Source organism: Rhizobium anhuiense bv. trifolii, assembly GCF_024346605.1.
Classification (GTDB): domain Bacteria; phylum Pseudomonadota; class Alphaproteobacteria; order Rhizobiales; family Rhizobiaceae; genus Rhizobium; species Rhizobium anhuiense.
The window spans coordinates 1,133,187-1,147,091 of the sequence record NZ_CP098801.1; the positions used below are offsets into that span (position 1 = coordinate 1,133,187).

The window sequence follows — 13,905 nt, forward strand, 5'->3', positions numbered from 1 at the left end:
ACCCATGCGCTATTCCGCTCTTTCGATTTTTCTGAACGGCCTTCGCGGCAACAAGGGCTGGGCGCCTGCCTGGCGCGATCCGGCGCCGAAGCCGCATTACGACGTCATCATCGTCGGCGGCGGCGGCCATGGTCTTGCCACCGCCTATTATCTCGCCAAGGAGTTCGGCGTCACCAATGTCGCCGTCCTCGAAAAGGGCTATCTCGGCTCCGGCAATATCGGCAGGAACACGACGATCATCCGTTCGAACTACCTGCTATCAGGCAACAATCCCTTCTACGAGCTGTCGATGAAGCTTTGGGAAGGGCTGGAGCAGGACTTCAACTTCAACGCCATGGTCTCGCAGCGCGGCGTGCTCAACCTCTTCCATTCCGATGCGCAGCGTGACGCCTATACGCGCCGCGGCAACGCCATGCGGCTGCACGGCGTCGACGCCGAGCTTCTCGACCGGCAGGCAGTGCGCCGGAAATTGCCCTTCCTCGATTTCGACAATGCCCGTTTCCCCATTATGGGCGGCCTGTTCCACCCGCGCGGCGGCACGGTGCGTCACGATGCGGTCGCCTGGGGTTATGCGCGCGGCGCAGACAGCCGCGGCGTCGACATCATCACCCAGTGCGAGGTGACCGGTATCCGCCGCGAAAATGGTCAGGTGACCGGCGTCGAGACCAGCAAGGGCTTCATCGGCTGCGGCAAGCTGGCGCTCGCAGCCGCCGGCAACTCCACCGTCGTCGCCGATATGGCCGGCCTGCGGCTGCCGATTGAAAGCCATGTGCTGCAGGCCTTCGTCTCCGAAGGCCTGAAACCCTTCATCGACACGGTCGTCACCTTCGGCGCCGGGCATTTCTATGTCTCCCAGTCCGATAAGGGCGGCCTCGTCTTCGGCGGCGATATCGACGGCTATAATTCCTATGCCCAGCGCGGCAATCTCGCTTCGGTCGAACATGTCGCCGAGGCCGGGCTGGCGATGATCCCGTCGCTTTCGCGCGTGCGCTATCTGCGCTCCTGGGGCGGCGTCATGGATATGAGCATGGACGGCTCGCCGATCATCGACCGCACCCATATCGACAATCTCTACCTCAATACCGGCTGGTGTTACGGCGGCTTCAAGGCGACACCCGCCTCCGGCTTCTGCTACGCCCATCTGATCGCCCGCAACACGCCGCATCAGACCGCCCGCGCCTTCCGGCTCGACCGTTTCGCGCGCGGTTATCCGATCGACGAAAAGGGCGTCGGCGCCCAGCCCAATCTGCACTAAGGACATTCGACCATGGCAAGCCTGATTTCATGTCCCCATTGCGGTGCCCGGCCCAAGGAGGAATTTTCGATCCGCGGCGATGCCAGCCTTGCCAGGCCGGCGCCGGATGCCGGCGCGGATGCCTGGTTCGACTATGTCTATCTCCGTGACAATCCGCGCGGCCGGCACAGCGAATACTGGCATCACACCTCCGGATGCCGCCGCTGGCTGATCGTCGAGCGCGACACCGTCACCCATGCGGTCCACCGCGTCAGGGATGCCGCCCTTTCCAAGCTCGGCGGAGAACCGGCATGACGAGTTTCCGTCTCTCCTCCGGCGGCCGGATCGACCGCGCCACAACGCTCGGCTTCACCTTCGACGGCAGGCCGCTCGAAGGCCATCCGGGCGACACGCTCGCCTCGGCGCTGCTCGCCAACGGCGTCCAGCTCGTCGGCCGCAGCTTCAAATATCACCGCCCGCGCGGCATTCTGACGGCGGGGGCCGCCGAACCGAACGCGCTGGTGACGACAGGCAGCGGCGGGCGCACCGAACCGAATACACGCGCGACGATGATCGAGCTTTATCAGGGGTTGACGGCAAAGAGCCAGAACCGCTGGCCCTCTCTCGGCTTCGATATCGGCGCGGTCAACGGGCTGCTGTCGCCCTTCCTCAGCGCCGGCTTCTATTACAAGACCTTCATGTGGCCGGCGGCCCTCTGGGAAAAGCTCTACGAGCCGGTGATCCGCAAGGCGGCGGGCCTCGGCAGAGCCTCCTACGAAGCCGATCCTGATTCCTACGAGAAATGCTGGGCGCATTGCGATCTGCTGGTGATCGGCGCCGGCCCTGCCGGCCTTGCCGCAGCGCTGACCGCCGGCCGGGCCGGCGCACGCGTCATCCTCGCCGACGAGGGGCCGGAACTCGGCGGTAGCCTGCTTTCCGAGACCGGCACCGTCGACGGCAAGCCGGCGGGCACTGTTCTCAACGAGCTGCTTGCCGAGCTGGAGGGCCTGGAGAACGTGCGCCGCATGCCGCGCATGACGGTGTTCGGCTGGTACGACGACAATGTCTTCGGCGCCGTCGAGCGGGTGCAGAAGCATGTAGCGATGCCCGATCCGGATCGTCCGGTCGAACGGTTGTGGCGCATCGTCGCCCGCCAGGCGATCCTGGCGACCGGCGCCGAAGAGCGGCCGCTCGTCTTTGGCGGCAACGATATTCCCGGTGTGATGATGGCAGGCGCCATGCGCAGCTATCTCAACCGGCAGGCGGTGGCGCCGGGCCAAAGCACGGTGATCTTCACCACCAATGATGCCGGATATGACACCGCCGCCGACCTTGAAGCCTCCGGCCTTCGAGTTGCGGCGATCATCGACAGTCGCGCCGATGGCGGCAAGAGCTGGCAGGGCCGTGCCGAGGTTCTGCGGGGCGCCCGGGTGATCGATGCGTTCGGCGGCAAGCGCCTGCACAGCGTCGGCGTCGAAACCGCAGGCGGCCTTCGCCGGATCGACGCGGATGCGCTCGCGATGTCGGGTGGCTGGAGCCCGGTCATTCATCTTGCCTGCCATCGCGGCGGCAAGCCGCGATGGTCGGAGGAGACTTCGGGGTTTCTGGCGCCGACTGCACAGGAAGGCCTCGCGGTTGCGGGCGCCGCAGACGGCCTTGCGCAGACCACAGCCTGCCTCGGCGATGGCGCCGCAAAGGCCGCCGCCGCATTGCAGGCAATCGGCATCGCCGCGGAACCGGCCTTTGCTTCCGCCACCGAGACGGCTCAGCACGCAAAGCCGCTCTGGTCGGTCAAAGGTTCAAAGGGCAAGGCCTTCGTCGACTATCAGAACGACGTGCATCTCAAGGACCTTGGGCTGGCCGTGCGCGAAGGCTACGGCCATGTCGAGCTCGCCAAGCGTTATACCACCAGCGGCATGGCGACCGACCAGGGCAAGCTTTCCAACATCAACGCCATCGGCATTCTCGCCGAGACGCGTGGCGTGTCGCCCGCCGAGGTGGGAACGACGACCTTCCGGCCCTTCTATACGCCGGTCTCCTTCGGCGCTTTGACCGGGGCATCGCGCGGCAAACATTTCCAGCCGGCGCGCAAATCGCCGCTGCATGGCTGGGCCGAGAAAAACGGCGCGGTCTTCGTCGAAACCGGCCTCTGGTATCGTTCTTCCTGGTTCCCGCGCGTGGGCGAAACGACGTGGCGCGAAAGCGTCGACCGCGAAGTATTGAACATCCGCAAAAATGCCGGCCTCTGCGACGTCTCGACCCTCGGCAAGATCGAAATCTTCGGCAGGGATGCCGCGACCTTCCTCGATCGCATCTATTGCAACGGCTTCGCCAAGCTTGCCGTCGGCAAGGCGCGTTACGGCATCATGCTGCGCGAGGATGGCTTCATCTATGACGACGGCACCACCAGCCGGTTCAGCGACGATCATTTCTTCATGACGACGACGACCGCACTTGCCGCCGGCGTGCTCACCCATCTCGAATTCTGCGCCCAGACGCTCTGGCCGGAGCTCGACGTCTGCTTCGCCTCCTCCACCGATCAATGGGCGCAGATGGCCGTTGCCGGGCCGAAGTCGCGCGACATCCTCTCCGAGATCGTCGACGAGGATCTGTCGGATGCGGCCTTCCCCTTCATGAGCGCCCGCAAGGTCTCGCTCTTCGGCGGCGGGCTCGAAGGCCGGCTCTTCCGGATCTCCTTCTCCGGCGAACTCGCCTACGAGCTGGCAGTACCGGCCGGCTACGGCGAAGGCGTTGCCGACGCGATCATGGCAGCCGGTGAGAAACATGGCATCTGCGCCTATGGCGCCGAAGCGCTCGGCGTCATGCGCATCGAGAAGGGCCACGTCACCCATGCCGAGATCAACGGCACGGTCACCCCAGGCGATCTCGGTTTCGGCCGCATGGTTTCATCAACCAAGCCGGATTTCATCGGCAAGGCCATGCTTGCCCGCGACGGCCTGCAGGATCCCGAGCGCCCGCGCCTCGTCGGCGTCAAACCGCTCAATCCGACAAGCGGCTTCCGCACCGGCTCGCATATCCTTGCCGAGGGCGCTGCGGCGACGCTCGAAAACGATCAGGGCTACGTCACATCGAGCGCCTTTTCGCCGGGGCTCGGCCATACGATCGGCCTGGCGCTCGTCAAGCGCGGGCCGGAGCGTATCGGCGAAAAGGTGACGGTCTGGAACGGCCTGCGCAATGAATTCACCGATGCGGTGCTCTGCCATCCCGTCTTCATCGATCCCGAAAACGAGAAGCTTCATGCCTGATCTTCCGCAACACAAACCGGTTCTGGCCGGAACGGTTTATAACGGCATCTCGGAGGCCGGCATCCGCCTGCAAGCCCTGCCGGAGGGGCATCTCCTGCATGTGCTCGGCGCGATAGAGCCATCCGCGCTCGCTGCGGAATTGGCAAAGGCAGGCTTTGCAAAAAGTTCGATCCGCAAGGCGGGCTTCGGTCAATGGTTCGTCGCCGGCGACGAACCACTCGTCCCGGCCAGCCTTGATGCCCTCGCCGCAGCGCTTGCCGGAAAAGCCTACGTCATGGACCAGAGCCACGGGCGTGTGCGCATCGGCGTTTCCGGCCGCTCTTCGCGGGCGCTTCTCTCAAAGGGCACCGCCGTCAATCTCGATCCCGGCGTCTTCCCGGAAGGCCATTCGGCCATGACCATGGTTGGTCATCTCTCCGTGCAGATCGTCCGCACCGGCGATGACAGCTTCGAACTCACGGTCCTGCGCAGCTTTGCCGAAAGCCTCTGGGACGAACTCACCCATATGGCGGCGAGCGCCGAAAAGGACGACGCATAGGGGCCATCCGTGTCGGCAATGGCGCCATTTCCAGGATACTTGGCAGGAGGTCGAGGCGGTGGTAATCTTTACCACCGCGGGGAAATGGAGCTGCTTGTGCCCAACGTCGAAAAGATTAGTGTCTCGATGACGCCACAGCAGGCGGATTTGCTGCGCGATGCCGTGGAAAGCGGCGCATACGCCAGCAGCAGCGAAGTAATCCGTGAAGCTATCCGCGACTGGTCTGCAAAATGGGAATCCCGTAAGGGCGACATTGAGCGCTTGCGCGCATTCTGGGCCGAAGGCAAGGCAAGCGGCGGCATTGAGCCCGTAGATTTCGATCGGCTGCTCGACGAGGCACGCCAGGAAGCCAAGCTCGCCGCCCAGCATGCCCGCTCGTCTGGACTGTCGCCGCCCGCGCCGGCGTGAAAAAAATCTACGCTGACATCGCCCGGGAACAGCCTCAGGCGGCGGAGCGATATTTCCGCCGTTTCCGAGAGAAGGCGATGCTTTTGATCGACCAGCCGCGTCTCGGCTCACGCCAACGGGATATCAGTCCCTCGGCGCGCATGCTCGTTGAGGCTCCCTATGTAATCCTCTACGAGACCCATCCGGACACCGACCAAGGGCCGGTGGAATTGGTTGAGAGAGAGCGGTTCCGGCTGGGGGCGAATGACACTCTAACGACGGTGATCGAGTGGTCGGATGAAAAATATGGCAGGTGCGATTTCCTGCACGTCGCATGGAAGCTACCGAGCGTGCTGTTTCCTGTCGGCGGCGATCGGGAGCAGAATCAGCCCGCCCGCCAGGACCATGATGGCTGCAACTAGGATGGGACCTCGATAGCTTGCAAAATAAAGTGTTGACGTGCCGATAACTGGTGCCGCGACCAATGCGCTTAGACGCGAAGCGTTGGAAAAAAGTCCCGTCATGAATCCAATCTTCGCCGGGTGAATTTCCTGGAACCAGGCAAGCCCCATTCCTATCACGGATGCAACGAATACGGCGTTAAGAGCCTGTAAGAGCAGAACTTGCAGGTAGTTTTGTGAGGCTGAAAGGCCGATGCAGTAAAGGAGCCCTGCTAGACAGCCAATTTTAAACACGAATGCGCGTCCACGTCTTTCTGCGACAATTGGCAATAAAAAGAACAGCGGTATCTCAAACGCGGCGGCCAAGCTTGCGACGAGGCCGATCTGAAACAGAGTTGAGTGAAACTCATCCCTTAGCAACAAGGAGACCACGTTGCCCGTGATATAGTTGGTGCCCAGAAGGAGCACAAAACCAGCGAACATCAAGATAACAGTAATTTTTCCGTTTTGACCGTTGTCCCTCTTAGCTCGGGGAAACGGTGGGTTGGATGACGGCATCCACCAAATAAACATGCTGTTGGCTAAACAAAGAGTCGCGGCAATCCAAAATATGCTTGATAGACCGAAACTGGTCATCGCTGTGGTGGCTGCTGCTGGTCCCACGACCCATGCGACAGAAAACAGGCTCCGTAATTTCACAACGAGCGATGGGTTGGAATGCGTCCGTCGAATGTATGCGAAAAAGAGGCTCGATAACGCGCTGTATGGTCCCAGCAACAGAACAAACAGCAGGCCAAGCGTGTGCGGGTCTGACACGAAAGGAATGCTAGCCAACCCGAAAAATGCAACGCAATTCACCGTGGAAAGCATTCTTCGGAGGTCTGAAACGCGATCGGAGATCGCCGGTATAATCAATGTGAAAACCAAGCCGGCAATACTGTTCAGACCCAAAAGCCAGCTTAGCGTGGTGGGGTCGACGCGAAATCTCTCATACAGATACAAGGAAAGATTGGGATTTACTGACGCCGTTAGCAGGCCGATGGACAGAGCATAGGCGACATTATTCCACCGAGTTGACGTGGTCTCGGCGTCACTCATAGACATTGCGATCCCTTAAATCTCTTTGTCGAAGGATTGATGATGCGGCCAGCGCAATGGCGTCAGCGGCTTCATCTGCATAAAGATGGGAAAATCCCGTGGAAGCAGGGCTCGCTCGCTTCGATCGCGGGTCCGATATTTGAACTGCACCGGCAAGTCCGGCTCGCGCAGCTGCTTCAACATCAGAGAGCCGATCTCCGACAAGCCAACACCGGTCCGCGCGTAACTCCAACCGGTCACAAATTGCCTGTATCATGCCCGGGCCTGGCTTCCTCCATTCGAACTCCTCCACTAAGTCCGGATTTGGAACCTGAGCGCAGGCTGCAATAGCTTCGAACATTGGAGCATCTTTTGAGATCGATTGCTCTATGTGATGGCACACCAACTCGAAATCAGCCCAGGAGTAATACTTTCTTCCAATGCCGCTTTGATTTGTCACGAGAGCGACGAAGATTCCTGACCGGCGACAAAATTGGATCGCATTGATCACCCCGGGCAGGAGTTCAACTTGCCGAATACTCCCCACATATCCGCTATCGACGTTGAGGACGCCATCCCGGTCCAAGAATAGAATTTCCTGCCGCGGTCGGCTTTGTCGTTCGCGTCGCCAGTATATGCGAGAATGGAATTTCTCGTATTCCTGCCGCTTATAACCGGCCAGTGGTTTCAACATGGCGTCTCGCGAAGTTAATGCCTCTGATATAGCTCCACGTCCTCGGAAAAGTCGCCAGTTGCTTCACATCCTCTGATAGAACGGCATCAAATGGATGCGTAAAGATGCTGTTTGCCTCATTCCGATCATCCGCATCCCGGCTGAGGCTCACAATCTCCGCCGCAGTGTGACCGGCCCTCATAACGAAGAACAGCTCCGGATGGCAGTAGACAGGATCATACGCTAGGCCGATCAGCCATGATCGGTCTGGATCAACATCCAGAACCCCAAGTTCTTCTTTCACTTCGCGCGTGGCTTCTTCGAATAGATTGATCTCTCCATCGCGCGCGGTCGGCTCGGCATATCCGCCGACGAAATAGAGACCACCCGGGTTTTGCTCGGCTGTTAGGCTCCGCTGAGTGAGGACAAGGTGGTTATCGCGGCTGACAAGAAGAACAGTCAAGCCCAGGGGGTCTGCTCTTCCTGACGCTGGAAACTCATCAGAAAACGACGGCTGGCGTGATGTGATGTAAGCGGAGAAGGATGTCCGCTCTGCCTCGATTGCCGCGATGCCCTTTGCGCTCGCAAAAGATTTGAGCCTGAGAAGTGCGCCATCGAACGCGCTCGGCCGAGTCCGTGTGAAATCTGACCAAATGCGGAACTGTTCCGATCGACCTGCGTCATCGAACTCGAAACTACCAGCGAGCTTGCAGCGGACATTTCGAGCTACCACTGAAAGATGGGTCTCTTCCGGGAATCTGTGTTTCACCATGAATATGTGTCTCCCGGCCGTTTCGTTATTGAATACGTGAGCATGGCTTGTAATTTGGCGGCTACCTCTGCTGCCATGAGGGGAGCTTCCGTTGCTTTGCCTGGAAGGGCGAGGATCTCATTTTCAGAAAGCTCTATGACATGCACGTCAACTGATCGTGGGCCGGCGCTGCTGACATGAATGCTCGGCTTCAGGCAGGCATTGGACTGATAAGCTGCGAAATGCGGGACGTTATAGGTTGTATTCAGCCGGTCTTTGATGCCGGCAACAGTGGAGGGCACCTGGTCATAGTTGGGCGCTTCGATTTCCAAATCCTCCTGGCTCTGACATACAACGCAGTAGTCGCCTTGGGGCATCACCGAAACGTCACCGGGATCGACGATCATGTATCCAAATTTCGTGAAACGCTTCGTCAAAACAACATGACTTTTCCATAGTTTAACAGTCGTATCCCCGAGTGAACTCCACCGGTCTCTGTTTCGCTCCAACAAGCCTTTTGTTTCGAAACCTGCGCAATAGACGACCTGCTTTACCCTCACGCGCTTGGTCTCACCCGCGACCGTGATTGTTGCAATGCCATCGACGTATGAAGACAGGCGATGTCCCACCCACGTGGTGACGCCTCTATGAAGCATCCGGGATAGGAGCTTCTGGTAGACCATTGCGTAGTTGATCGGCAGGTCCTTCACGTATGCAGCAACCGTGGCGTTTCCGCGGAATTCAAATTCAGGGTTGGCCAATTGGGCAGAAGAAAGAGGGATCGCTTCTATCTGAAAAGAGGCCCATCTTTCCAGGGCTCGGTCTGCGAGAACCTTGTCGCGGACAAGAAGGCGAACCGGCGCTGCGTTGTGATGGATCGCCGTCCAATGATGCGTGCGGTAAAATTCGCACCCTTCCCTGCATCGTTGCGCAGTGCGGGCCGCCCGTATCGGATCATCGATCACAGCGGCATGAAAACCGCCACCGTGAACATAGCCCCCGTTCCGAGTGCTTGGACCAGGAGCGATTTTATCTCCTTGCTCGATGAGGAGGACTTTTGCGCCAAGTTCGCTTAGAACGTCGGCAGTTGTGAGCCCTGCGCAGCCAGCTCCCACGACCAAAACATCAAAGTGATCTGCACCTTCCATTAAGACGCTCCCACGCCAGAGTAGTCAATCTTGTCGGCACGAGAGCCTTCGCTATGGATGGAAACCTTGTGCAAGGCTTTGCTGTGAAAGGCATCCTGGAGCTGAGCATGTGCGCTAGGGGGCGTTAGAAACAGGAAATATCCTCCTCCGCCGGCTCCCAGAATTTTCGCACCTAAAGCCCCGCAACGCTTGGCTCGATTGTAAATCTCCGCCAGCTCAGGTTTGCCATCTAAAGCGCCAAGGCGCTCTTTGAGATGCCACGCCTCGTCGAAGTAATTTCCGACGTTCGATAGATCCGAACGTTCCAAGTCCAATGCCAAGTCTTCAGCAAGGTGGACCATCCTTGCCAGAACCTCGTCGCGTGCAACGGGCGACACAAGAACCCTTTGTGTTGCCAATGTTTTCGACGCGTCCCGGCGATAACCGCTGTCGAGCAGCATAAGCCAGCTTGACAATTCTGCTTGCACATCAGGCGAAAGGTCGAGGCCACGGCATTCGACCGTTTCGTTAGACAGAAACCGATAATGTCGAAGACCGCCAAAGGCCGGAGGGTAGGCATCCTGCTTCCCGATCTCGCGGCCAGCAATTATCATTTCGGCGTGCGCAGCGCGCGCTGCTAGCTCATTCGGTTCGAGAAAATGACCGGCGAGTTGCACAAGTGCATTGAACAGGCCAACGGCAACGGCACTGGATGCTCCAAGGCCGCTTCCGCTTGATGTGACGTCCGACATGATCGAAACGTCAACTCCCCCTCGCCAGTTGAGAGACTGGAAAACCGATCGTAGGATCGGATCGCTTATCTTATGCCAGGTTGAGAATAGCTGTTCCGAATGAGTAACCAACCTGATTTTGCTATCGCGTCGCCATTTGGCGGTCACGAACACAAACTTGTCGATGGCGGTGCTCACGACGCCGCCATTCATTTTCTTATAGAAGCTTGGCACATCACTTCCTCCACCCAGGAAGCTCACCCTCAATGGGGTTTTTGAAACTATTAAGTCGGGCGGTACGTCAGGCGATTTGAGATGGCTCATGCAGCAGCAATAGGGGGAGTGTGCCGCTTGATCAGTGTGCGCAGGATCATGTGTCCGACCATCATGTGAATGTCTTCACATATTTGCATGTCGGAACGCGAAACGTGAAGAATCCGGTCGGACAACGATACCAGTGCTCCGCCATCAAACCCGACGATCGAGGCGACCGTTGCGCCAAGGGACTTTGCGACTTTCGCCCCTTGGACGACGTTGGCGGAGTTGCCACTACCGGAAATCAGCAGAACAACGTCGCCGGGATCGACTACATTGCGGATCTGCTCGGCAAAACTTTCTGGATAGGATTGGTCGTTCGCGTGGGCAGTCAGCAAACCAATATTGTCAAGAACGGACCGACCACGAAACCGCCTCCCTGTCGCGAGTGGGAGCGATTTGTTCCAGTCAGTAACGTAATGGAGCGCCGTCAAAGCACTGCCGCCATTGCCGCAAACTATGATTTGCTTATCCCGCTGCCAAGCGTCATCGATCAGATCAACGAAAGAGGCAATCGAATTTAAATGCACTGACGCCAAAGCGCTATTAAAATCCGTTATATATTCGGATATCGCATTTTGCACTATAAATTTCCTTCACTTATACTTTAGGTGGCAGAGGCTCTATAGTCATTTTCCCATGGCTTTCCTGAATTCATCGATATTTTTATTTCTGGGGCTCGTTCGTGATAGAGATGGGCAAAAATGCCGGGAAGGCGGGCGATTTTCTCAATCGCTTCAACCCGGCTGAAGAAGTCACGGTCTTCTCCTCCCCAGCCGACAAAGCCTGCGTCGAATCCGCCAACGGCGTCGAATGTTTCTTGAAATAACCAGACACAGCCTCCTGGTGCATTCTTCGAAACGTACCCGAAGATTGGGCAGGCAGACCGAAATCCCTTTTCGTATATTCGGCCCGTATCTTCCGGCTGAATGAAGTACATGTCCGTGTAGGGAAAGAGTACCTTGCAGCCCGACTCAATGAGGCAACCTATCGACTGATCGACAAATGTTTCATCTAGGTAGGCATCACCGTCGAGAATGCAGAGAATCCCATCATCCGATCTGCAAATTGATGAGCCGAAATTAATCGCTGCTGATTTGTTGAATTTGCCGGTGTTCAGCCGATGATGATATTGGATGTCGTAGTGCTCCAGTGCCCCCCTGTTGCGGGGAATCTCATCATCTTCGACAACGACGATGGATACTGCTCCAGCGCTCTGTCGGGTAAGTACCCTCAAACACGAAAGCAGGTTTCGCAGCCGGCCGTCATGAGGGACGGTTGCTCGAAAAGGAATTATAACGCTGACTTTACCGGGGTGATCTGATCGCCGCTTGCTCGGAGACGCCGAATTTGCGTCAAAATTTTGCATGGCAAAAAGCAGCCTCGTTTCAGAAAGGACACGACTCGCTACAATAGTTGCCTGGTTGACCGGCATGCCGGGCCGTTCAAGGGCATCTTTGATGCTCGACAAAACACCCCTAAAAAAAGAAGGCACCGAAGGAGAGATAGACCACGCTTCGGCTACCTCGATTTCCAATCCCTGCCGCACAAATTCGACTGTCGACTTATGGAGTTCCCGTTCTTTCTCCCAACGAGGAGGGCTGATTGCTTTGGACTCGGGGTCAAAGTACGACACAACAGATGCCGCCAAGGCCGTTGCACAGTCGAACATTGGGGGCGTGCTATATCGGAACATCGGCTCACATTGAAATAAAACAATCAATCTACCCATGATTGCGGATTATGACAGTTTTGTGAACCCTTTAAATTGTAGGGGATAGCGAACAAGAGTATCGGCCCGGCATTAATGGCGATTCGATTTCCGCAGAAAAATCTGCGCGGCCGGTGCATGCTATCGACGCTCGGCGCGATCTCCGGGCCTTTTACCAAGCGTCGAAAGTCGGGCAGACAGTTCCCAAGTAGCGTCCGCCAACAGATTTCAAGCCGTTGCCCGCGCGGTGGCTTCGGCCGTCATCCACTCCGCGCGCTCTGCGCCTTGCAGTTCTTCCATCGCATCGGTGGCGAAGCTGGGCACGACGCCGGTCCATAGCAATGCGCCATCGGAATTGGAGTGGCCGTCGCCCTCAAGCTTGTAGATGCTTTCGACGATATACTGGCCGTCATTGTTCAGGCCCTTGATCTCGGAAATCTCGATCACCCGCCGTCTTCCGGTGCGCTTGAAGCGGGCGATCTGCACGACGACGTCGACTGCCGAGGCGATCTGGGCGCGCAGTGGCCGCAGCGGCATGTCGATGTCGGACATCAGCGCCAGCGTTTCCAGCCGGTGCAGGGCATCGTAGGGCGTGTTCGCATGCACCGTCGAAAGGCTGCCGCTATGGCCCGAGGTCATTGCCTGGATCATATCGAGCGCCTCGCCGCCGCGGCACTCGCCGACGATGATGCGGTCGGGCCGCATGCGCAGCGACGAGCGGAACAGGTCGCGGATGCTGGCGCCGCCGCGGCCGAAACGGTCGGGCTTCGTCACTTCGAGATAGACCACGTGTTCCTTGCGGATCTGCAGTTCCGACGTGTCCTCGATGACGATGATGCGTTCGTGGTCGGCAAAGGCTTCCGACAGCGCGTTCAGCATCGTCGTCTTGCCGGTGCCGGTGCCGCCGGAGATGATGACGTTCTTCTGCAGCCCGACGGCCGCCTGCAGCAGCGACAGCGACTCCTCGGTCAGGCTGCCCTGTGTGACGAGATCGCGGATGCTGCGATGTTCTTTCAGAAAGCGGCGGATGGAGATGCAGAGCCCGGTGCGGGCCGCCGGCGGCTGGATCATCTGGACGCGTGAACCATCCGGCAGGCGGGCCTCCACGCTCGGCTCCTCCGGCGTCAGCCGCTTGCCGGAGAATTGCGCGATGCTGCGCGCGGCCGATTCCAGGTCCTCGCGACTGGCGAAACGCGTATCGGCGCGTTCGAGCTTGCCTCGCCTTTCGACGAAGATGTCGGATGTCCCGTTGATCAGGATTTCGGAAACGCTCGGATCCTCGAGGAGAAAACGGATCGGCCCGAGCAGCTTGTCCAGCGCCCGGGTCAGAACCTGGAAGGTTGCCTGTTCGGCAGCGTCGTCGGAAACGGCTTTCATCAGAGCGGCATCCCGACCAGAACCGTGCTCATGCCGAAGAGTGTCGCCATCATCTGAACGGCGGTCGGAAAGAACATCATCAGTGGAATGAGGACCAATCCAAGTATCAAGATGCTGCTCATCGTTTCCATCGTTTTCTCTCCGGATCGACTGGCGGACCATGTCCACCATTTGAGGAAAGCTTAATCCAGATCCTCAAATAACACCATGGTTGGGCTCGACGAAGACGGCCGTTATGAGTGCAGCGCGCCACTTCTTCTATCGCTTTGAAAGAATTGACCAATTATGGAGCAGTAGACGAGGTGCCGCAACAGCGC

At 58.5% G+C, this 13,905-nt stretch carries 14 protein-coding genes; 6 read left to right on the forward strand and 8 right to left on the reverse strand.

Annotation, left to right across the window (positions count from 1 at the left end):
- Positions 1–4: 4 nt before the first annotated feature.
- The 6 genes from NE851_RS05440 to NE851_RS35275 all read left to right on the forward strand — a co-directional run bounded on the left by NE851_RS05440 (position 5) and on the right by NE851_RS35275 (position 5,847).
- Positions 5–1,255: a sarcosine oxidase subunit beta family protein gene (locus tag NE851_RS05440; RefSeq protein WP_097542647.1), complete on the forward strand. Its 1,251-nt coding sequence runs from the start codon at positions 5–7 to the stop codon at positions 1,253–1,255.
- A 12-nt stretch (positions 1,256–1,267) separates the two neighbouring features.
- Positions 1,268–1,549: a sarcosine oxidase subunit delta gene (locus tag NE851_RS05445; protein WP_047611841.1), complete on the forward strand. Its 282-nt coding sequence runs from the start codon at positions 1,268–1,270 to the stop codon at positions 1,547–1,549.
- Positions 1,546–4,500, forward strand: a complete 2,955-nt coding sequence (locus NE851_RS05450; RefSeq protein WP_254955497.1) for a sarcosine oxidase subunit alpha family protein — start codon at positions 1,546–1,548, stop codon at positions 4,498–4,500. The genes NE851_RS05445 and NE851_RS05450 overlap by 4 nt, the downstream gene beginning before the upstream one ends.
- The gene (locus NE851_RS05455) at positions 4,493–5,038 is read left to right on the forward strand and encodes a sarcosine oxidase subunit gamma family protein (RefSeq protein ID WP_097542645.1); all 546 of its coding nucleotides are present in this window, start codon (positions 4,493–4,495) and stop codon (positions 5,036–5,038) included. Before NE851_RS05450 ends, NE851_RS05455 begins: the two co-directional genes overlap by 8 nt.
- A gap of 96 nt (positions 5,039–5,134) precedes the next feature.
- Positions 5,135–5,446: a ribbon-helix-helix domain-containing protein gene (locus NE851_RS05460; RefSeq protein ID WP_097622649.1), complete on the forward strand. Its 312-nt coding sequence runs from the start codon at positions 5,135–5,137 to the stop codon at positions 5,444–5,446.
- Positions 5,443–5,847: a type II toxin-antitoxin system RelE/ParE family toxin gene (locus tag NE851_RS35275; RefSeq protein ID WP_097622400.1), complete on the forward strand. Its 405-nt coding sequence runs from the start codon at positions 5,443–5,445 to the stop codon at positions 5,845–5,847. The genes NE851_RS05460 and NE851_RS35275 overlap by 4 nt, the downstream gene beginning before the upstream one ends.
- On the opposite strand, the gene NE851_RS05470 is transcribed toward NE851_RS35275, so the two are convergent.
- From NE851_RS05470 to NE851_RS05505, 8 genes are all read right to left on the reverse strand, one after another.
- On the reverse strand, positions 5,767–6,924 hold the full coding sequence (locus tag NE851_RS05470; RefSeq protein WP_097542643.1) for an MFS transporter: 1,158 nt from the start codon (positions 6,922–6,924) through the stop codon (positions 5,767–5,769). The two genes, NE851_RS35275 and NE851_RS05470, sit on opposite strands and share 81 nt — an antisense overlap.
- A complete protein-coding gene (locus NE851_RS05475) occupies positions 6,917–7,597 on the reverse strand; it encodes a D-glycero-alpha-D-manno-heptose-1,7-bisphosphate 7-phosphatase (RefSeq protein WP_097622402.1) in 681 nt (226 codons plus the stop codon). The genes NE851_RS05470 and NE851_RS05475 overlap by 8 nt, the downstream gene beginning before the upstream one ends.
- Entirely contained in the window at positions 7,572–8,348 is a 777-nt protein-coding gene (locus NE851_RS05480; RefSeq protein WP_097622403.1) for an NUDIX domain-containing protein, read from the reverse strand. Before NE851_RS05480 ends, NE851_RS05475 begins: the two co-directional genes overlap by 26 nt.
- Positions 8,342–9,475: an NAD(P)/FAD-dependent oxidoreductase gene (locus NE851_RS05485; RefSeq protein WP_097542640.1), complete on the reverse strand. Its 1,134-nt coding sequence runs from the start codon at positions 9,473–9,475 to the stop codon at positions 8,342–8,344. Before NE851_RS05485 ends, NE851_RS05480 begins: the two co-directional genes overlap by 7 nt.
- Positions 9,475–10,419, reverse strand: coding sequence for a GHMP family kinase ATP-binding protein (locus NE851_RS05490; RefSeq protein WP_254955498.1), 945 nt, complete (start codon positions 10,417–10,419; stop codon positions 9,475–9,477). Before NE851_RS05490 ends, NE851_RS05485 begins: the two co-directional genes overlap by 1 nt.
- Positions 10,420–10,505: 86 nt before the next feature.
- Positions 10,506–11,084, reverse strand: coding sequence for a D-sedoheptulose-7-phosphate isomerase (locus NE851_RS05495; protein WP_206114689.1), 579 nt, complete (start codon positions 11,082–11,084; stop codon positions 10,506–10,508).
- Positions 11,085–11,107: 23 nt separating this feature from the next.
- On the reverse strand, positions 11,108–12,232 hold the full coding sequence (locus NE851_RS05500) for a glycosyltransferase family 2 protein (RefSeq protein ID WP_097622404.1): 1,125 nt from the start codon (positions 12,230–12,232) through the stop codon (positions 11,108–11,110).
- Positions 12,233–12,439: 207 nt separating this feature from the next.
- On the reverse strand, positions 12,440–13,759 hold the full coding sequence (locus NE851_RS05505) for a TadA family conjugal transfer-associated ATPase (RefSeq protein WP_244604739.1): 1,320 nt from the start codon (positions 13,757–13,759) through the stop codon (positions 12,440–12,442).
- Between the last annotated feature and the right edge of the window lie 146 nt (positions 13,760–13,905).

What these genes read in the sequence shown, in the direction of transcription:
- NE851_RS05440 (WP_097542647.1), top strand. Translation starts at nt 5, where the DNA reads ATGCGCTATTCCGCTCTTTCGATTTTTCTGAACGGCCTTCGCGGCAAC.
- NE851_RS05445 (WP_047611841.1), top strand. Translation starts at nt 1,268, where the DNA reads ATGGCAAGCCTGATTTCATGTCCCCATTGCGGTGCCCGGCCCAAGGAG.
- NE851_RS05450 (WP_254955497.1), top strand. Translation starts at nt 1,546, where the DNA reads ATGACGAGTTTCCGTCTCTCCTCCGGCGGCCGGATCGACCGCGCCACA.
- NE851_RS05455 (WP_097542645.1), top strand. Translation starts at nt 4,493, where the DNA reads ATGCCTGATCTTCCGCAACACAAACCGGTTCTGGCCGGAACGGTTTAT.
- NE851_RS05470 (WP_097542643.1), bottom strand. Translation starts at nt 6,924, where the DNA reads ATGAGTGACGCCGAGACCACGTCAACTCGGTGGAATAATGTCGCCTAT.
- NE851_RS05475 (WP_097622402.1), bottom strand. Translation starts at nt 7,597, where the DNA reads ATGTTGAAACCACTGGCCGGTTATAAGCGGCAGGAATACGAGAAATTC.
- NE851_RS05480 (WP_097622403.1), bottom strand. Translation starts at nt 8,348, where the DNA reads ATGGTGAAACACAGATTCCCGGAAGAGACCCATCTTTCAGTGGTAGCT.
- NE851_RS05485 (WP_097542640.1), bottom strand. Translation starts at nt 9,475, where the DNA reads ATGGAAGGTGCAGATCACTTTGATGTTTTGGTCGTGGGAGCTGGCTGC.
- NE851_RS05500 (WP_097622404.1), bottom strand. Translation starts at nt 12,232, where the DNA reads ATGGGTAGATTGATTGTTTTATTTCAATGTGAGCCGATGTTCCGATAT.
- NE851_RS05505 (WP_244604739.1), bottom strand. Translation starts at nt 13,759, where the DNA reads ATGGTGGACATGGTCCGCCAGTCGATCCGGAGAGAAAACGATGGAAAC.